General features: G+C 71.7%; 13 protein-coding genes. 8 read left to right on the top strand and 5 right to left on the bottom strand.

Annotated features, from left to right (window positions below):
* Window positions 1-1395: 1395 nt before the first annotated feature.
* Window positions 1396-1593 (bottom strand): hypothetical protein, encoded by a 198-nt coding sequence (locus tag QWU11_RS40390; RefSeq protein WP_290119852.1) that lies wholly within the window; start codon window positions 1591-1593, stop codon window positions 1396-1398.
* 372 nt (window positions 1594-1965) lie between these two features.
* Here QWU11_RS40390 and QWU11_RS40385 point away from each other — a divergent pair, with 372 nt between their 5' ends.
* Window positions 1966-2307: an antibiotic biosynthesis monooxygenase gene (locus QWU11_RS40385; RefSeq protein WP_290119851.1), complete on the top strand. Its 342-nt coding sequence runs from the start codon at window positions 1966-1968 to the stop codon at window positions 2305-2307.
* Between the two features lie 7 nt (window positions 2308-2314).
* Here QWU11_RS40385 and cimA read toward each other — a convergent pair whose 3' ends face one another.
* Window positions 2315-3886 carry a citramalate synthase gene (gene cimA / locus QWU11_RS40380; protein WP_290119850.1) on the bottom strand — a complete coding sequence of 524 codons (1572 nt, stop codon included), beginning with the start codon at window positions 3884-3886 and terminating at the stop codon, window positions 2315-2317.
* A gap of 328 nt (window positions 3887-4214) precedes the next feature.
* Here cimA and QWU11_RS40375 point away from each other — a divergent pair, with 328 nt between their 5' ends.
* Together QWU11_RS40375 and QWU11_RS40370 are read left to right on the top strand one after the other, a co-directional pair.
* Complete coding sequence (locus QWU11_RS40375; protein WP_290119849.1) at window positions 4215-4787, top strand: RNA polymerase sigma factor; 573 nt, start codon at window positions 4215-4217, stop codon at window positions 4785-4787.
* Window positions 4780-5661: a CU044_5270 family protein gene (locus tag QWU11_RS40370; protein ID WP_290119848.1), complete on the top strand. Its 882-nt coding sequence runs from the start codon at window positions 4780-4782 to the stop codon at window positions 5659-5661. The genes QWU11_RS40375 and QWU11_RS40370 overlap by 8 nt, the downstream gene beginning before the upstream one ends.
* 43 nt (window positions 5662-5704) lie before the next feature.
* On the opposite strand, the gene QWU11_RS40365 is transcribed toward QWU11_RS40370, so the two are convergent.
* The 3 genes from QWU11_RS40365 to QWU11_RS40355 form a co-directional block, all read right to left on the bottom strand.
* Window positions 5705-6802, bottom strand: a complete 1098-nt coding sequence (locus tag QWU11_RS40365; protein WP_290119847.1) for a branched-chain amino acid aminotransferase — start codon at window positions 6800-6802, stop codon at window positions 5705-5707.
* Window positions 6803-6953: 151 nt separating this feature from the next.
* Window positions 6954-8000 carry a 3-isopropylmalate dehydrogenase gene (locus QWU11_RS40360; RefSeq protein WP_290119846.1) on the bottom strand — a complete coding sequence of 349 codons (1047 nt, stop codon included), beginning with the start codon at window positions 7998-8000 and terminating at the stop codon, window positions 6954-6956.
* Window positions 8001-8061: 61 nt separating this feature from the next.
* A complete protein-coding gene (locus QWU11_RS40355) occupies window positions 8062-9204 on the bottom strand; it encodes an ROK family protein (protein ID WP_290119845.1) in 1143 nt (380 codons plus the stop codon).
* 206 nt (window positions 9205-9410) lie between these two features.
* Here QWU11_RS40355 and QWU11_RS40350 point away from each other — a divergent pair, with 206 nt between their 5' ends.
* The 5 genes from QWU11_RS40350 to QWU11_RS40330 all read left to right on the top strand — a co-directional run bounded on the left by QWU11_RS40350 (window position 9411) and on the right by QWU11_RS40330 (window position 13699).
* Window positions 9411-10316: an ROK family protein gene (locus QWU11_RS40350; RefSeq protein WP_290119844.1), complete on the top strand. Its 906-nt coding sequence runs from the start codon at window positions 9411-9413 to the stop codon at window positions 10314-10316.
* A 121-nt stretch (window positions 10317-10437) separates the two neighbouring features.
* Window positions 10438-11835: an APC family permease gene (locus QWU11_RS40345; protein ID WP_290119843.1), complete on the top strand. Its 1398-nt coding sequence runs from the start codon at window positions 10438-10440 to the stop codon at window positions 11833-11835.
* Window positions 11832-12716: an ROK family protein gene (locus QWU11_RS40340; RefSeq protein ID WP_290119842.1), complete on the top strand. Its 885-nt coding sequence runs from the start codon at window positions 11832-11834 to the stop codon at window positions 12714-12716. The genes QWU11_RS40345 and QWU11_RS40340 overlap by 4 nt, the downstream gene beginning before the upstream one ends.
* Window positions 12717-12732: 16 nt before the next feature.
* Window positions 12733-13248 (top strand): hypothetical protein, encoded by a 516-nt coding sequence (locus tag QWU11_RS40335; protein WP_290119841.1) that lies wholly within the window; start codon window positions 12733-12735, stop codon window positions 13246-13248.
* A gap of 91 nt (window positions 13249-13339) precedes the next feature.
* On the top strand, window positions 13340-13699 hold the full coding sequence (locus QWU11_RS40330) for a hypothetical protein (RefSeq protein ID WP_290119840.1): 360 nt from the start codon (window positions 13340-13342) through the stop codon (window positions 13697-13699).
* The last annotated feature ends 21 nt before the right edge of the window (window positions 13700-13720 follow it).

The following is a 13720-nucleotide window of genomic DNA, read 5'->3' as shown; positions in this document are numbered from 1 at the left end:
CGCCCCCGGCGATTTCGCGGGGGGCGTGGCGGTCGGCCGTTCCAAGACCGTCTCGTCAGCCGGCGAGGCCGCGGAGGGCTCCGCGTGCTCGAGAACCGTGTCGTCAGCGGTCGTACCCGAGGAGGTCGCAGCGGAGGACGAGTCCTCGCCCGACGGGGAGGCCGGCGACGGTCCGGCGACCGTACGCGGGCCGTCTGCGGGCTCCGTGTCCTCGGCCGCAGGGGCCGGGGATGGAGCGCTGGGAGGATTCACGAGCGGTGCCTCGGCCGCGCGGACCTCCTGCTCGGCGGCCGGTGCGCTCGGCTGCGGCTCGGCGGGAGGATTCGCCGCTGCGGGCGGACGCCGGATGGCCCGCTGACCGGGACGCCTGCTCACCGGCGGCGGCGATGTTCCGACGAGCGCGTTCAGCGCGAAGCCCGCGCCGGGCTGTCGAGATGGCTCCGAATCCGGCTCCACGTCCCACGGGAACCACGAGTCCTCCTCCGCCTCCTCCACTGGAGGAGACGGCTCCGACGATCCCCCTACCGGGAAGTCCCCCGTGACCGCCGGCGGGGATACGTCTCCAGGCACCGCGATCTCAAGCGCCGCATCCCCGGGCACGGCAGCCGATGCCGTACCGGCCGCCTCCCCCGGAATCGTGCCCTTACCGGTCGACGAGGAAGACGGCGAGGGCTCTTCCGGCATCGCAGGCCCGCCATCCCCAGGCACGGCATCCGGCGCCACACTGGTCCGCTCCCCCGGAACCGCGCCCTTGGGCCCGGCTTCACCCTCAACGGGTGCGGGAGATGGCAAGGACTTCTCCGGTACCGCAGCCGCAGGCCCGACAGGCCCGCTCTCCGCAGACGCCGTCTCGGCACCCCCCGGCACAGCGCCCCGGGCCGCCTCGGTCACCAGCCCCTGGCTCGCACCCTCACCGCCGGCCCTCCCCCTGGCCGGTGCGGGAGACGGCGGGGGCTCCGCCCCTGCGGCCTCGGACGTGGCATCGGCGCGCGGCTCGGCGGTCGCGCCCTCCGGAGCGGGCCCGTCTTCCGGTGCCTCCGCCGTACGTCCGGCGGGCGGTCCCGGAGGGGGCGAGGGTTCGCCTTCAGCCGGCGACGGGTCGGCGGGTGAATGCCTCCCGGTCGTGCCCTCGGCGGGCGGGGCCTCCACCTCGGAACCGGCGGGCTCCGCATCCGCGGAAGAGGCAGCGCCGGCTGGAGGCTCGGGCTTCGTGGACCGTCGGGTCGGTCGTGGGTTGGGCTGGGTCGCCTGCTCGTCAGGGGGAATCCAGGTCTGCTCCCGGCCGCCCGCCGTGTTCTCCACGGTTCACCGTCCTCCGGATGTCCGCCGTTGTCCCTCATTCCGACGGTGCCCGGAGCCCACTGGTTCACATCCGGTCAGGCCGGATGAAAGATTTCAGGCCTCGATCGGGAGGTCCAGGGCCCGGCGGGCGGCCACGTGCTGCTGGCGTTCCAGGAGGGCCATGACCGACTTCATCGACTCCTGGTCGCCGGAGCTCGACGCGGTCAGGCGGCGGCTCACCTCGGCGATCAGCAAAAGCTCCGCGTCCCGGGCATAGCGCAACGAGATCTGGGACGACCGCAATGCGGACATACGTTCCCCCGATCTTCGTTGACCATGGACGTGCGCACCCCCGTCGGCCGCACAGGGGAAGAGTGTGCGCTAGTTTTTTGCACCTTCGCCACCTATTTAGCGTCCCTGGCATAAAATTTTCTGAATCAGGGTGAACGCCCGGCTACCCGCCGACACCAGCGGAACACCGATTGACCTGCACAAACATAGCAGCCATCCCACCAGATCTCGCTTAGTATTCGCTGCCAAAATGCACGTGCATTCACACGTGCGCAACAGCGTCCAAGCGGGGAACAGGTCGAATTACGACATTTCAACCACGTTTACTGTCCGCCCACGCCACGCCCGGCCCCTGCCGTGACTGCGCCGGCCGGGACGCGCGACAATGCCGCCATGAGCGTCGTAAAGATCAACGTCCTGACCGTTCCCGAGGCGATGCGCGACGAGCTGGAGCGGCGGTTCGCCGGCCGGGCCGGGCTCGTCGAGAGCGCCGACGGTTTCGAGGGCTTCGAGTTGCTCCGCCCGGCCGACGGCAACGACCGCTACTTCGTCTACACCCGCTGGCGCAGCGAGGAGGACTTCCAGCGCTGGAGCGAGAGCCAGTCCTTCAGCAAGGGCCACGAACAGGCCCGCGCCGACGCCGAAGGCAAGGGCCACGGGCACGGCGGCCCCGCCTCCAGCGGCGCCGAACTCTGGTCGTTCGAGGTCATCGAACAGGTCGGCCCCAAAGAGTAAGGGGACTTCAGGCCGGGGCGTGGCCCGCGCGCAGGAGGCAGTAGGTCACCGACTCCTCCAGCGCGTCCCACGAGGCGGCGATCACGTCGTCCTGGACGCCGACCGTGCCCCACTCCCCGGTCGAGTCGCTCGACTCGATGAGCACCCGCGTACGCGCCTCCGTGCCGTGCGTGCCCTCGAGGATGCGCACCTTGTAGTCGACCAGCTCCAGCGCCGACAGCTCCGGATAGATGCGCTCGAGCGCCGAGCGCAGCGCGCGGTCCAGGGCGTTCACCGGGCCGTTGCCCTCGCCGGTCGCGACGATCCGCTCGCCCTTGGCGTGCAGCTTGACCGTCGCCTCGCTCATCAGTGAGCCGTCCGTACGGCGCTCGACGATGGTCCGCCACGACTCGACCGTGAAGAACCGGGTCCGTACGCCGTCGAGCTCCGCGCGGAGCAGCAGCTCGAAGGACGCGTCCGCCGCCTCGAAGGTGTAGCCGGAGGACTCCAGCTCCTTGACCCGCCCGACGACCTGCTTGGCCTTCTCGCCGCTCAGCTCGTACCCCAGCTCACGGCCCTTGAGCTCCACGGACGCCCGCCCGGCCATGCTGGAGATCAGCATGCGCATGTCGTTGCCGACCAGCGCCGGGTCGATGTGCTGGTAGAGCATCGGGTCGACCTTGACGGCCGAGGCGTGCAGCCCGGCCTTGTGCGCGAACGCCGACATGCCGACGTACGGCTGCTGCGGTCCCGGCGCGAGGTTGGTCACCTCCGAGACGGCGTGCGCGACGCGGGTCATCTCGCTGAGCCGGATGCCGAGGTCGTGCCCGCGCTTCAGCTGCAGGTTGCCGACCACGGTGAACAGGTTGGCGTTCCCGCTGCGCTCGCCGTACCCGTTGGCACATCCCTGCACGTGCGTCACTCCCGCGCGTACGGCCGCGAGCGTGTTGGCCACCGCGCAGCCGCTGTCGTCGTGGCAGTGGATGCCGAGCCGGGCCCCGGACGCGCCGACCTCGGCGACGACGTCGGCCAGCTCGTCGGGGAGCATGCCCCCGTTGGTGTCGCAGAGCGCGATGACGGAGGCGCCCGCCTCGGCCGCGGTCCGTACGACCTCGACCGCGTACGCGGGGTTGGAGCGGTAGCCGTCGAAGAAGTGCTCGGCGTCGAGGAAGACCCGTTGGCCCTCCGCATGAAGGTGGGAGACCGTGTCGCGGATCATCGCGAGGTTCTCCTCCAGCGTCGTGCGGAGGGCCAGTTCGACGTGCCGGTCGTGACTCTTGGCGACAAGGGTCACGACCGGCGCGCCGGACTCGCGCAGCGCGGCCACGAGTGGGTCGTCCGCGGCCTTCGCGCCGGCTCGGCGGGTCGCGCCGAACGCGGCGAGCTGCGCGTGCTTCAGCCCGAGTTCGGTCCGGGCACGCCGGAAGAACTCGGTGTCCTTGGGGTTGGCACCCGGCCACCCGCCCTCGATGAACCCGACACCCAGCTCGTCCAGGTGACGCGCGATGGCGATCTTGTCCGCCACAGAGAGGTTGAGGCCCTCCTGCTGGGCCCCGTCACGAAGCGTCGTGTCGTAGACGTGGAAGCCGTCATCGTGCATGGGTTCGAGTCCTTTGAAAGGCGAGAGGCGCGTGCTCCAGAAAGCAAAATGACCCCTCACGGTCGTGAGAGGTCTGCGCGCCGGTGATGTCCTGCTATCAGCCGGCGCGCCCGCCGATAATGAGATGGCAGCAGCGCATGATGGTCACGAGTCTGCCACACGTGTACGGCCAGTGACACCCCGTGTTCCACATCGTGAGACGACGATGGAACCGGGCAGGTCCGTACGGTCCACGACGAACCCGGGAAAGCGATCCACGCGTACGGCGAACAACGGGTGACCATGCACCGCACTGCCCGGGAGGCAGCACGATGACGGACCCAGATACGTGACCGCCGAGGTGGGCGAGCAGGTGACCGACGCCGAACTCGCCGCCCGGTTCCGGCGGGATCCCGATCAGTTCACGGCGGTCTACGACCGGTACTTCGACGCCATCTACCGGTACGTGGCCGGCCGCCTGGACGTCCAGGCGGCCGACGACCTCGCCGCCGAGACGTTCCTCGTGGCGTTGAGCCGGCGGGACCGGTTCGATCCTGAGCGCGGCAACCTGCGGCCGTGGTTGTTCGGCATCGCGACGAACATCGTGGCCCGGCACCGCCGGACGGAGGCCCGGCACTACCGGGCGCTGGCGCGGGCGGGGACCGACCGGGCCGCCGACAGCCATGAGAACCGCGTCGTCGCGTCGGTCGCCGCCGAGCGGGTCCGGCCCCAGGTGGCCTGGGCTCTCACGACGCTGAACCAGGGCGAGCGCGACGTCCTGCTACTCCTGGCCCTGAGCCAGCTCAGCCACGAGGAGGTGGCCGAGGCGCTCGGCATCTCCTACGGCACCGTCGGCTCCCGGCTCAGCCGGGCCCGAAGGAAACTCCACGCGGCACTCGACCAGGAGGACTTCAATGGATGATCTGCGCATGCTCGGCACCCTGCTGGACAGGCCCGGCCCGAGCGCCGACGTGACCGCACGCGGGCGGGACCGGCTGCGCGCGGCGGCGCACGGTCCGGTCCGCCGGCGCCGGTTCACCTGGCCCGCGGTCGCGCTGGGCACCGTCGCCACGGCGACCGCCGCGATCGTGGTCGTCTCGGACCTCTCCCCCACCGCCACGCCGAACGGACCGCCGCCTCCCGTCGCGGCCTCCGGACGGCAGATCCTGCTCGCCGCCGCCACCATCGCCGCGGCGCGCCCGGCGGGTTCGGGCGCATACTGGCACGTCAAGACGGTCTACCGTAATCCGCGGTTGTCGAAGTTCATCGAGTCCTGGACCCGCAAGGACGGCCGTCAGTACGTCCGGAACGGATCGAAGCGGCCCGTCCGCGTCGGCGGCGAGAGGACGGCCTTCTCGATCTTCAGCATGGACCTGACCTTCGAGCAGATCCAGAGCCTGCCGACCGATCCCGCCGCGCTGAAGGCCAAGATCACCGAGGATGAGCGGGGCATGGCGGGCCACGTGGTCGGTCCCGGTCGTGACCCTCTGATGGTCCAGTCCCTGACGGAGCTGCTGGCGCGGGTGCCCGCCCCGCCGAAGGTCCGAGCCACGGCCTTCCGTGCGCTCGCCGGCCTTCCTGGGGTCAGCCGAGCCGGATCGACGCCAGACGGGCAGACGCTGCTCATCCGTAACGACCGGGAGGACATGACGATGGTCGTCGACCCCGCGACGTCCCTGGTGCGCGGCTGGACCATCACCGCGCCGCCACCGTCCCGGGACACTCCCGCCTGGATGGGGAAACAGTCGGTCTCGGTCCCCACGGCCGAGTGGACCGCCCGCCCGCCCGTCGAGTAGCCCGATGGCCGGTGACCCGCCTGCGGGTCACCGGCCGGAGGTGTCAGGCGGTCTTGTGGATCCAGCCGTACGGGTCGGTGCGCTCGCCGTACTGGATGCCGACGAGCTCCTCGCGCAGCCGCATGGTCACCGGGCCCGGCTCGCCGGAGCCGACCAGCCATTCGCCGCCGGTCCCCTTGACCCGGCCGACCGGCGTGATCACGGCCGCGGTGCCGCAGGCGAAGACCTCGGTCAGTTCGCCCGAGGCGTTCCCCTCGCGCCACTCGCCGGTCGAGATGCGGCCCTCGGAGGCCGGGACGCCCATGTCCGGGGCGAGCTTCAGCAGGGAGTCGCGCGTGATGCCGGGCAGCAGCGTGCCGGTGAGGGCCGGCGTCATGATGCGGGCGTTCTCTCCCGAGCCGTAGACGAAGAAGAGGTTCATGCCCCCCATCTCCTCCACCCAGCGGTGCTCCTTGGCGTCGAGCCAGACCACCTGGTCACAGCCCTCGCGGACCGCCTGGGCCTGGGCGACGAACGCGCCCGCGTAGTTGCCGCCGCACTTGGCCGCGCCGGTGCCGCCGGGGGCCGCGCGGGTGTAGTCCTCCGACAGCCAGACCGAGACCGGCTTGATGCCGCCGGTGAAGTAGGCGCCCGAGGGCGAGGCGATCACGATGAACGTGAAGGCGGACGACGGGCTGTTCACGCCGAGCCCCCGCTGCGTCGCGATCATGAAGGGCCGCAGGTAGAGGCTGTGCCCCTCCTGCGTCGGGACCCAGTCGCGGTCGGTGTCGACGAGGAGTTCGAGGGAGCGGACGAACAGTTCCTCCGGCAGCGGCGGCATCGCCATGCGGGCGCACGAGGTGTTGAAGCGGGCGGCGTTGGCGTAGGGGCGGAAGGTCACGATCGAACCGTCGGCCTGCCGGTACGCCTTGAGGCCCTCGAAGAGCTCCTGCGCGTAGTGGAAGACGGCCGTGGCCGGGTCGAGCGTCAGCGGCCCGTACGGTTCGAGTCGCGGCTCGTGCCAGCCGCCCTCCTCGGTCCACCTGATGGTGATCATGTGGTCGGTGAAGACCTGACCGAAGCCGGGATTCTCGAGGAGACGCCCGCGCTCCTCGGCTGACGTGCGGTTCTGGGAGAGCCGGATGTCAAAGGTGGTGCTCATGTGAGGTCCTCTCGCGGCGCGGCCCCGTTGCCGCCGCCCTTGCCCATCTTGTCTTATTTTGACGTCCTACTATCTCCTTCGTCACGGCAGCGCAGAACGGGCGCGCCGTGGGGCGCGCCCGGAGAGGTTCCGCTGGTACGGAAGGCGCGCCCTAGGCGGTTACTCGTTCCGCGATGTCGTCGCCGGCCTCCTGGGTCGACCGGGCGGCCCAGGCTCCTTGACGCTCGATGATGTCGTCGGCCACCGCCTGCTCGACGCGGCGGGCCTCGTCGGCCAGGCCGAGGTGGTCCAGCAGGAGCGCGACCGACAGGATCGTCGCGGTGGGGTCGGCCTTGGCCTGCCCCGCGATGTCGGGGGCGCTGCCGTGCACGGGCTCGAACATGCTCGGCGCGGCCCCGGAGGGGTTGAGGTTGCCGCTCGCGGCCAGGCCGATGCCGCCGGCCACCGCGGCGCCCAGGTCGGTGATGATGTCGCCGAAAAGGTTGTCGGTGACGACGACGTCGAAACGCTGTGGCCGGCTGACGAAGAACATGGTCGCGGCGTCGACGTGGCAGTAGTCGACGTCGATGCCGGTGTACTCCTTGGCCACGGCATCGACCGTACGCGACCACAGGTCGCCCGCATAGACCAGGACGTTGTTCTTGTGGACGAGGGTGAGCTTCTTGCGCGGGCGGCGGGACGCGAGCTCGAAGGCGTAGCGGACGGTGCGCTCGACGCCGAAGGCGGTGTTGACGCTCTCCTGGGTCGCGATCTCCTGGGAGGTGCCCTTCCGCAGGACGCCGCCGGCACCGGCGTACGGGCCCTCGGTGCCCTCGCGGACCACCATCATGTCGATGTCCTCGGGCCGGACGCCCGCCAGCGGCGTGGTGACGCCCGGGTAGAGGCGCACGGGCCGCAGGTTGACATAGTGGTCGAGCGCGAACCGCAGCTTGAGCAGGAGCCCGCGCTCCAGGACGCCGCTCGGCACGCTGGGGTCGCCCACGGCCCCCAGGAGGATCGCGTCGTGGCCGCGGATCTCCTCCAGCGTCTCGTCGGGCAGCGCCTCACCGGTCTTGTGCCAGTAGGTCGCGCCGAGTTCGTACACCGTCTGCTCGATGGTGAGCCCGAGCGCGTCGAGGACCTTCAGCCCTTCCGCCACGACCTCGGGGCCGATGCCGTCACCTGGGATCACGGCGAGCCTGATGTTGCGGGAAGCCATGCACGTACCTTAGCGGAGCGTCTCAGTGCCTGAACACTCGTCTCACACCATGAACCGGCGGCTACCCCGCGAGGGCCCGGTCGAAGACGAGGGCGCGCGCGGTGGCCAGGCCGGTGGCGAGGGCGCCCAGCACGACGGCGTCGTCGCCGAGGGGGGAGACCTCGATCCGCGGCGGGCCCAGCGGCGTCATCGTCGCCAGGCGGTCGCGGACCGCGCCGAGCAGGACGTCCGCGCCGTGCCCGCCGATGCCGCCGCCCAGCACGACCAGCTCGGGGTCGAGCAGCGCGATGACGCCGGCCAGGGCGCGCGCCACGTGGTCGGCCTCGTGGGCGACCGCGCGCTCGGCGACGGCGTCGCCGTCGCGCGCCTCGTCGAAGACCCGTTTGGCGGTGATCGGGCCGCTCATGCCGAGCCGCTGCGCGGTCGCGACCACACCCGGCCCGGAGGCGACCGCCTCGAACATCCCGTGCCTGCGGGTGCCGGGGGTGTTGGCGAGCGGGTCGGTCTCCCCCATCGGCAGGAAGGCGATCTCCCCGGCCGCGCCCCGCGCGCCGCGGTAGAGCTCACCGTCCACGATGATCCCCATCCCGATGCCGGTGCCGATCGAGACGTACACGAAGTGCCGCAGCCCCGCGCCGAGGCCGTACCCCTGCTCCCCCAGCGCGGCCAGCGCGATGTCGTTCTCGATCGCGAACGGGACCGGCAGCCGCTCGGCGAGCCGCCCGATGACGCCGGGCCGGTCCCAGCCGGGCAGGTTGGGCGCGAGCCGCAGCCGCCGGTCGCCGGCGTCGTGCACGCCCGGGGTACCGAGGACGATGTTGGTGACCTCGCCCCGGGCCGTCGCGGCGAGGTCGTCCACGATGCCGCCGAGCCGGCCGATCAGGGCGTTCGCGCTGCCGGCCTGCGCCGGGACGTCCTCGCGGACCGCGATCTCGCCGCTCAGGTCGACCAGCGCGGCGCGGATCCACTCGGCCCCGACGTCGAGCCCGATCACCCAGCCGGCCTCGGGGCGGATCTCGTACAGGGCCGCGGCGCGCCCGGCATTGCCCGTACGGTGTCCCACCGCCAGCACCAGCCCGGCGCGCTCGAGGTCGGCCAGGGCCAGCGAGATCGTCGGTTTCGAGAGCCCGGTCGCCGCGGCGAGCTGCGGCCGCGAGACCGGGCCGAGCACCCGGATCCGGTCGTAGACCGCCCGTTCATTCATGATCCGCAACACACTCGTGGTGTTCGCGGTCGGATTCACATTCCCCGTCTCACCGAACTCGGTCGACACGCGTCCCCTCCCCAGCGCCGATCTCACAAGCTGGCATATCACGGAACCGGGCGGATCGCCGGTATTGATTCGTTAGGGACCCTCCCTTACATTTCCCCAAGGTAGCTCTGCGGACGAGCCCCAGGAAGGCGGACCCCATGCCCGGTGGACGGCTCCCGGCGGGCATCGTCCTCGGCGTCGACTTCGGCGGCACCAAGATCGCGCTCGCCACCGCCACCGCGTCCGGCGAGCGCCTGCGCGACGCCCGCATCGAGACCCGCGCCTCGGACGGGGCCGCCGAGGTCCTCCGCCGGGCCGTCGAGGCGGCGAACGACCTGGTCGCGGCCACTCCCGGCCGTCTCGTGGCCGCCGGGATCTCGACGTTCGGGGTCGTACGGGACGGCCGGGTGCGGCTCGCGCCGAACGTCCCGGGCTGGGAGGACCTGTCGCTGCCCGCGCTCCTGCGCGACGGCCTCGGCGTGCCCGCCCTGGAGATCGACAACGACGTCAACGCCGCGGCGACCGCCGAACTGCACTGGGGCGGCCTGGCGGGCGCCGACGTCGGCCTGTACGTCAACCTCGGCACCGGCACCGGGGCCGCGCTCGTCGTCGGCGGCCGGGTGGTCCCCGGGACGCACGGGGCCGCCGGGGAGATCGGCTACTTCCTCCGCGAGGCGGACGAGCCGGGGTACGCCGCGGGGCGGGCGCCCCTGGAGGAGTACACCTCCGGCGGCGGCCTCGCGGCGCGCGGCTCGAAGCTCCTCGGCCGGCCCGTGACCGCCGCGGACCTGTTCGCACGCCGGGACGAGCCCGCCGTCGCCGCTCTGCTGGACGACGCCGCCGCCACGGTCGGCACGGCCGTCGCCAACCTGGCCACCTTCCTCGACCCCGAGCGCGTGGTCGTCGGCGGCGGAATGGCCACCGCCTTCCTGCCCGCCCTGCGAGCCGCCGTCGCCGGCGCGGTGCCCTTCCCTCCCGACGTACGGGCCGCGCGCTTCATCGGCGACGCCCCGCTGATCGGCGCGGTCGCCCTCGCCGTACGGACCGCGAACGGGGATCCATGACGTCACCGGCAGGCATTCGGGCAGACCTGTTCCATTCGTTAGGGAGTCTCCCTTACATTTGATGTGAAGACATTTCCCCTGGGTATGGCCTTCTTGTTTCCCCCGCGAACGGAGAGCTTCCATGGCGAGTTCCACCGCGCCGGCGTTCGAGCGTCGTCTCGGCCTGTTCCAGGCCACCACCGTGAACATGACCCAGATGTGCGGCATCGGGCCGTTCGTCACCATCCCGGTGATGATCGCCACGATGCAGGGGCCGCAGGCGATGTTCGGCTGGGTCGTCGGCGCGATCATCGCGATCGCCGACGGCCTCGTCTGGGCCGAGCTGGGCGCCGCCATGCCCGGCGCCGGCGGCAGCTACCTCTACCTCCGTGAGGCGTTCCAGTACCGCACCGGGCGGCTCATGCCGTTCCTGTTCGTCTGGTCGGCCGTGCTGTTCATCCCGCTGATCATGTCGACGGGGGTGATCGGGCTGGTCCAGTACGCGGGGTATCTCTGGCCGGTCCTCGTCAGCGGCGGCGGCCTGTCCTGGTGGGGGCACCTGGCGGCGGTCGGCGTCGTCGTGCTCGTGATCCTCGCGCTCTACCGGCGGATCGGCGACATCGGCCGGATGACCTCGGTCTTCTTCGTCGTGATGCTGATCTCGGTACTCGGCGTGATCTTCGCGGCCTTCACGCACTTCAACGCGCACCAGGCGTTCACGTTCCCGGCGGACGGGACCTCGAAGTTCTTCACGGGCCTCGGCGCCGGCCTGGTCATCGCCATCTACGACTACCTCGGCTACAACACGAGCGCCTACCTCGGCGCGGAGGTCAAGGACCCGGGACGGGTGATCCCGCGCTCGATCGTCTACGCCATCGTCGGGATCATGGGGCTGTACTTCCTGCTCCAGGTCGGCGTGCTGGGCGTCGTGCCCTGGGAGCAGGCCAAGGACTCCAGCTCGGTCGCCTCGCTCGTGCTGGAGAAGGCCTGGGGCAAGGGCGCCGCGCAGATCTTCACCGTCGGGATCATCATCACCGCGTTCGCCTCGGTGTTCGCCGGGCTGCTCGGCGGGTCGCGGGTGCCCTACAACGCCGCGCGGGACAAGGTCTTCCTGTCCTGGTTCGGGCGGCTGCACCCCCGCCTGCACTTCCCCACCGCCGGCCTGTTCGCGATGGGCATCATCACCGCGGTCGGCAGCCTCTTCACCCTCACCGACGTGATCAGCATGCTCACCGCGGTCTTCGTGCTCATCCAGTCGGTCGCCCAGGTCGTCGCCGTGACCGTGCTGCGCAAGCGGCAGCCGAACCTCCGCCGCCCGTACAAGATGTGGCTCTACCCGCTGCCCAGCATCGTCGCGCTGGTCGGCTGGATCTACATCTACAAGTCGGCCGGGCTCAAGCCGATCCTGCTCTCGCTCGTCTGGCTGGTCGCCGGCGGCATCGCGTTCCTGATCTGGGCGCGCGCCGAGCGGACCTGGCCGTTCGGCCCCAAGGAGATCCGGGAGGCCTTCGTGGAGCACGCCGAGGAGGCGCCGGCATGACCTCGGCCGACGGCTTCGTCCTCGGGCTCGACTTCGGGGGCACCAAGATCGCCCTGGCGACCGCCACGACCGCCGGCGAGCGCCTGCGGGGCACCCGCATCGAGACCCGCGCCGCCGACGGCGCCGAGGAGGTCATGCGGCGGACCCTGGCCGCCGCCCGGCGGCTCGTCGAGGACACGCCCGGCCGGCTCGCCGCGGCCGGGGTCTCCACCTTCGGGGTGGTCCGCGACGGCCGGGTGCAGCTCGCGCCCAACGTGCGCGGCTGGGAGGACCTGCCGCTGCCCGCGCTCCTCAAGGAGGGCCTCGGCGTCCCGGCGCTGAAGGTCGACAACGACGTCAACGCCGCCGCGACCGCCGAACTCGACTGGGGCGCCCTGGCCGGCACCGACGTCGGCCTGTACGTCAACCTCGGCACCGGCACGGGCGCCGCGCTGATCGTGGGCGGCCGGGTCATCCCCGGCATGCACGGCGCCGCCGGGGAGATCGGCTATCTCCTGCGGGAGCCGGGCGAGCCCGGGTACGCGCACGGCCACGCGCCGCTGGAGGAGTACACCTCCGGCAGCGGCCTGGCCTCGCGCGGCACCACCCTGCTGCGCCGGTCGGTCACGGCCGTGGACCTGGCGGCGAGCCGGGACGAGCCCGCCGTCGCCAGCCTGCTGGACGACGCCGCCGCCACGATCGGCATGACCGTGGCGAACCTCGCGACGTTCCTGGACCCCGAACGCGTCATCGTCGGCGGGGGCATGGCCACCGCGTTCCTGCCCGCCATCGCGGCGGCCGTCACCCGCGCGGTGCCGTTCCCGCCGCCGGTGCGTACGGGCCGCTTCGTGGACGACGCGCCCCTCATCGGGGCGCTGGCCCTCGCCGTCGAGGCACTGTGAGCGCTACGTTCGCCGTGTGACCGTACGCCGGTACCGCTATGTGGGGCCCCTCGACGTCCTGGCCGCGGTACGGCCCGGCCGCGAGGGCCGGGCGATCGGCTCCCAGGACGACCTCGCCGCGTGGCTGGGCTTACAGGGGTCGTCCGAGCCGTTCACGTTCGTGGTCGACCTCGCCGGGGTCCTGCGTCTCGCGCCGCGCCGCAGCGAGCACGTGGCCTGCGCCGGCGGTTCGGCCGTCCTCGGCGCGGGAGAGATCACCTTCGCCCGTGACGGCGAGCGCTGGGCGGTCGAGGACATCAGCAACCAGTCGACCGGCTACTGCCCGGACCTGACCTCCTGGGCCGCCGTACGGCACGCGCTCGACCGGGCCGGCCTGGCGCATCCCGGCCGGTTCACCGCGCCGATCGTGTTCCGTCTGTGTCCCGGCTGCCACGAGCGCAACCTCGTGAAGGACGGCCACTTCGCGTGCGCGATCTGCGGCGCCGCACTGCCGGAACGATGGAACTTCGGCGCACCCGGAGACGGGTCTTGACGCGCCAAATTCTCGTGTGGACGCTGAGCGGGGAGGTGGCGGCGATGGGCGACGGGTACGAACGCGGCGATCCCGTACGAGGTGGCATCTCGTGAGCGGTGACGACGGCACGTTCGGAGGTGTGCTGACCCCCTGCGACATGTGCCTGGAGGTCGGCGAGCTCGTCACGCTCGACGGCCGCCCGCCGCAGGTGCTCCGCATCGGCGAGTGCCCGCAGTGCCACGGGTCGGGCCACGTGCACATCGACTGCGAGGAGCACGAGGTCGACGACGTCGTCCGCAGCCTGCCCCCGACGCGCCGGCAGGTCGCGGTCCGCCGCATGGTGGCGGGCGTCGGCATGTGCGCCGACTGCTTCGGCGTCGGCGCGGTGGCCCACGTCGAGTGCGACGCCGACCGCGCACCCACCCGCTACGTCGAGGCCCCCTGCCCCAAGTGCAAGGCGGTCGGCTGACCGTCCGAAACACCACTACCC

This window comes from Actinomadura sp. DC4 (genome assembly GCF_030406325.1).
Taxonomy (GTDB): domain Bacteria; phylum Actinomycetota; class Actinomycetes; order Streptosporangiales; family Streptosporangiaceae; genus Actinoallomurus.
The sequence above is the reverse complement of the archived record's forward strand: the minus strand, read 5'-3'. Positions and strand labels throughout refer to the sequence as shown.

Excerpts from the sequence above, each read along its gene's own strand:
- QWU11_RS40390 (WP_290119852.1), bottom strand. The coding sequence starts at position 1,593 with ATGTCCGCATTGCGGTCGTCCCAGATCTCGTTGCGCTATGCCCGGGAC.
- QWU11_RS40385 (WP_290119851.1), top strand. The coding sequence starts at position 1,966 with ATGAGCGTCGTAAAGATCAACGTCCTGACCGTTCCCGAGGCGATGCGC.
- cimA (WP_290119850.1), bottom strand. The coding sequence starts at position 3,886 with ATGCACGATGACGGCTTCCACGTCTACGACACGACGCTTCGTGACGGG.
- QWU11_RS40370 (WP_290119848.1), top strand. The coding sequence starts at position 4,780 with ATGGATGATCTGCGCATGCTCGGCACCCTGCTGGACAGGCCCGGCCCG.
- QWU11_RS40365 (WP_290119847.1), bottom strand. The coding sequence starts at position 6,802 with ATGAGCACCACCTTTGACATCCGGCTCTCCCAGAACCGCACGTCAGCC.
- QWU11_RS40360 (WP_290119846.1), bottom strand. The coding sequence starts at position 8,000 with ATGGCTTCCCGCAACATCAGGCTCGCCGTGATCCCAGGTGACGGCATC.
- QWU11_RS40355 (WP_290119845.1), bottom strand. The coding sequence starts at position 9,204 with ATGAATGAACGGGCGGTCTACGACCGGATCCGGGTGCTCGGCCCGGTC.
- QWU11_RS40350 (WP_290119844.1), top strand. The coding sequence starts at position 9,411 with ATGCCCGGTGGACGGCTCCCGGCGGGCATCGTCCTCGGCGTCGACTTC.
- QWU11_RS40345 (WP_290119843.1), top strand. The coding sequence starts at position 10,438 with ATGGCGAGTTCCACCGCGCCGGCGTTCGAGCGTCGTCTCGGCCTGTTC.
- QWU11_RS40340 (WP_290119842.1), top strand. The coding sequence starts at position 11,832 with ATGACCTCGGCCGACGGCTTCGTCCTCGGGCTCGACTTCGGGGGCACC.